2 protein-coding genes are annotated in these 4,657 nt (G+C 38.6%); one reads left to right on the plus strand and one right to left on the minus strand.

All coding sequences use genetic code 11. The features are described 5' to 3' along the window. Positions 1-1,161 precede the first annotated feature (1,161 nt). Entirely contained in the window at positions 1,162-2,571 is a 1,410-nt protein-coding gene (locus tag F6K40_RS38940; RefSeq protein WP_293145278.1) for an MATE family efflux transporter, read from the plus strand. A gap of 254 nt (positions 2,572-2,825) precedes the next feature. On the opposite strand, the gene F6K40_RS38945 is transcribed toward F6K40_RS38940, so the two are convergent. Continuing rightward, positions 2,826-3,965 (minus strand): sulfotransferase, encoded by a 1,140-nt coding sequence (locus tag F6K40_RS38945; RefSeq protein WP_293145281.1) that lies wholly within the window; start codon positions 3,963-3,965, stop codon positions 2,826-2,828. Positions 3,966-4,657 lie beyond the last annotated feature (692 nt).

The raw sequence follows: 4,657 nt of genomic DNA on the forward strand, positions 1-4,657 counted from the left end.
TCCTCCCCCTCCTCCCCATCCTCCCCATCCTCCCCCTCCTCCCCATCCTCCCCATCCTCCCCATCCTCCCACAAGGGTTTCAAGAGTTCCTTATAAGGGATAGCTTTTAGGGAGAGGTAATTATCCATTATTGAACATTTAAAATTGTTTTACAGCGGTTTTCATATGAATAAACCACAATCATACTGACTCCTTACTCATTACTCCTTATTCCTTGCTCCTTACTCATTACTGATTATTCCTACAACAGTTTTGTGGTCTACTCAACTGAAAAGCAATGTAATGGATAGTTGGTATGCAACACAAAGGTTAATGGGATTGATAGATAATATGAGAAAAATTTATTACTGTCCCTTAAAAGTAAATCGTAAGCGTAGATGATACTGGTGGTGTAGAAAAATATAAAAATATAGGAGATTTAAGTGGGAATGAATTAGAAAAAATATCAGCTAAAATAATTCAAATCAAAGGGTTTCCAAGAGATAAGAAAGTCAAGCTATTCTGGGCAACTATTTATAGCAATAGGACAGTTGGGTATTGTAACTAATGACTTAAGTCAATCTTCAATAAATGCTGTATAATTTGAGTCGAAAACTAGATGCAAAATTGAAGAGTTTCATAGAGAAATTAAGTAATTAACAGGCATATAATTTTGCCAATGTCGTATCAGTAAAATTCAAAAAAATCACATTGCCTGTGCCATATTAGTCTGGATTTTTTGAAAAATATTAGCAGTGAAAATAGGAAAAACTATCTATAAAGTCAAACATGAATTACTCTCAGATTATTTGCTCCAAGAACTGAAGAAACCCACAATAAAATTCAAGGTTCCGCATGATTTTATAGATGTTTTTTACTATGTCTTAACAATAGCAAAAATCTTGAGGCGTTGGCTCCCGCAAGTGCGGCAGCTATATCGCTATAAAATTTTCAGCGTTGGCTCCCGCAAGTGCGGCAGCTACATCGCTCTATTTGTCATACGCTATATATAGTGTCTTTGCGTAAGTCCTGATTAAAACACTTTTCTACAAATAGCAACTACTTTCTACAATTTTCATTTAAAAGTTAATCACCCCGCAATTTTATGCTGTTTCACGGTAGTCAAAAATTTTAAAATAGGTTTTAAGCTTACATTGAAAAAGTAATGATAGTAAACCTAAAATGAAAATCTATTCACAACACCTTGACTTTTTGGCAAAATTACTTTCATCTGAAATTTATCAGGAAGCCAAAAGCTGCATTACCTTAGCAATTCCATTAAGTCTGGCTCAACTAATTGAGGTTAGTCTACTCACAGTTGATACCTGGGCAATGGGAAAATTAGGAACTGAAACCTTAGCTGGTGGTGCATTTGGTTGTGTGACATTTAGCTTCTTTTTCAATATCGGCATTTTTATCATCTCTGCCGTCAACACAGTTGCTGCAATTGCTTTCGGTAAAAAACAGTTTTCCAAATTAGGTCCTATTATCGGGCAAGGTTTTTATCTAGCGCTACTAATTGCGTTACCAATGATGGCTATTCTTGGGGCAAGCTCTACATGGATAGTCTTTCTCGGTCAGGACGATTCTATTATCTACCCAGCAAAATCTTACTTACAAGCTATCCTTTGGGGACTTCCTGCTTTATTCGCTTATGAAGTTTTGCGCAACGTTTTGACAGCAATTAATCGACCAAAAGTGATAACAGCAATTGCCATAAGTAGTATTTTCCTCAATGCTGGAGCCAATTATATTTTGGCATTTGGTAAATTTGGTTTTCCAGCACTTGGTTTAGCAGGAATAGCTTGGGCAACAGTAATTGTATTATGGTTTCAAATACTATTTGCCTTAAGTTTTATCTGCCTCAATCCTGACTTTAAAGATTATCAACTCTTCAGACAATGGTTACAATTTAATGCCCCAGTCTTCCAAGAAATTTTTCAGCTCGGTTTGCCAATCGGAATTCAATATATTTCAGCAGGAAGCTTTAACATTGTTTTAGTTTACTTCTTTGGCTATTTCGGTGCTGTTTCCTTAGCTGCTTTTCAAATCGCTACTCAAGTAGGCAATATCATCCGAAATATTGTTTTGGGAGTTGCCCAAGCAACAGTTACCAGAGTTGGACAAATGTATGGTGAGCAAAGTTCACAAGGTGTTAGACGGGCAGGATTTTTTGGTATTACATTAGCAATATTGACTACCATAGTGACTCTGATAATTGTGGCGGGTGAATCTGCGCCTATTGTGCGTGTTTTCTTGACTCCCAAAAACCCGACGGATATTGAGGTTTTTCAGCTTGCTTGCATCTTTTCAGTTATTATTGCGCTTCATCAAGTGATTAATGGAGTTGATACAACTGCTACTGCTGCTTTACGGGGTATAAAGGATACAACTATGCCGATGTTAATTAATATTGTTAGTTGCTGGGGAGTAGGTATAGTCAGTATTTATTTATTGTCATTTTATTGGCATTTGCAGGGAGTGGGTTTGTTAATTAGCGGTTCTTTAAGTGTGTTGACGACTACTATTGGTTTCCCGCTACGTTTCTACTTCAAAACAAGTGACTCAGCTTTGAAATCAACAGAAGTATAATAGAGTTGTTGGGGCATAAAAATTGAATAATGCTCAAAAGCTTACTCTATAAGGTTTTTAGCATTTTATACTTGAAAAGATCTATAAACTTTGACTGATAAAGATTTTAGGCATTTTTTTAGCTTACAGGGCTTTTCAAATTGATGAACCATATCGTCAGAACCAAAACCCCGTAGGGACGTTCCATGGAACGTCCCTACTGTGGTTGACTGAAATGAAAACTGCTGTAATTCCTAACAACTCTAATTTAACCGCTATAACGTTCCTGGTATGATAAATTCTGGAGATTGAATCACGGGGTGTAGCGCGACGATCGCGACTATTTGGGCTATATCACTCTCATCGAGAGTTGTAAAATTCCCACGATTTGCTCCGTCTCTGGCTAGAGTTGTGCCTGCTTGCGAGTCTCTTTCAAAGGCTTTAAGAGCCTGCGTTACGCTTGTAGTTGGCAAGTCGCAGTATTCAAAAATTTGGGCGACAATTCCAAATCGGTTGCTATTTAAATCCTCATAACGTACTGGTAGCATCGGAATATTTTGCTCCAAAAAATTCAAGGCACGATCCATGATAATCAGCCAATTCAAGGCAAAACATTCGACCCACGATAATACATCTTTTTTCAGGCGAATGCCCAGTTTTTCTAGTGCAATAGTACCGTGATATCTCTCAAGCCAAGCTAAGGCGCGATCTACTGAAACCAATTCGGGAGAGCGATAGCGAATCATCAATCGATATTCTGAAGCAACGTAATCTATTGCATTCCGATATAGGAAAAGATTCTTAGCCTTGGGAAATACTTGATGAAAAAGCCCGATCAGGGCGACGCATTGGTTGCGAAATTTAATTGCCTGATGATAAATTTGTTCTGCTTGAATTGGCTTAAAAATCAGTCGGACACAATCACGAATTAAAGATGTTATTTCTAGATCGCCCTTCGCACTAACTTTTTGCTGTCGTAAATGAATCAATTGAGTCAACATATCCGGCTCGGAGAAGCTGACAACTTTACCTGATTCATTAAAAATGTGACTCAGCAGAGTCGAACCAGAGCGCCCCGTTGAGTAAACTAGAATCAGTTTTTCCAATTTAGTCTGAACTCGCTCGGCAAGGTCATGCAAGCATTCATACGGAAGCGCAATCAAACTCTGGGCATTATCAAACTGAGCCTGATAATAGAAAGGCACTCGTGAGAGCTTAATATCAGAGGGTAAGGAGACAAAGATAGCTTGTTGATGCTTGTCATCCAAACAATACAAGCTAATATTGGGGTCGTTGATGACAGTATCAGCATTTAGGATCGCCCCTTCTCGATAAGTAAAGTCATCGACATTAACAACTGGGCTATCGCCAGGCTTCCGGTAACGATTTTGGATAATAAGTTGGGTTGCTTTCATATCAATTAAAAATTACTAATTCGCTCATTATATCATGTCCGGTAGCATCGGTATTGTATACCAAAGGTAGGGAACACTTAACTGGGAACAGGGAACAGGCAGGAATACTTAAGAGCAAGAAAAAAAACTTAAATTTCCTGTAGATATTCACCCTGTGGAATAGGCATCTTGCCTGCCCTTGTTTACACAAACGATACCAGCGGACATGATATTATAACCTCTGGCTGTTTGCGAGCATGAGCAGGAAAGTCAGAGGCTTGAAATCAGGAAAATATTTTTGATTTTTTCGCTCTGGAGAAGAACGAGGCTTGATATCAAATCCGCTGGCTACGGTTTCCGAGAAATCGGAGTGATATAATTCTACCATCAGAAAAGAGTGAAAAGTCCTAGTTAGTGGAGGGTTTGGAGACCAAACCCCTACAGTCTTGAATTCTACCGATACTACCGGATTTGATATGAATCCTTAATTAAACAATTATTCAAATTCAGTTATATCATGTCCGGTAGCATCGGTATTGTATAGCAAAGGTAGGGAACAGGGAACAGGGAACAGGGAACAGGGAGGAGGGAACAGGGAGGAGGGAGGAGGGAGGAGGGAGGAGGAAGGAGGGAACACTTAACTGGCAGGAATACTTAAGAGCCAGAAAAAAACTTAAATTTCCGGTAAAATTCACCCTTGAGTTTACACCAAC

The sequence above is a fragment of the Okeania sp. SIO3I5 genome (assembly GCF_010672085.1).
Classification (GTDB): domain Bacteria; phylum Cyanobacteriota; class Cyanobacteriia; order Cyanobacteriales; family Microcoleaceae; genus Trichodesmium.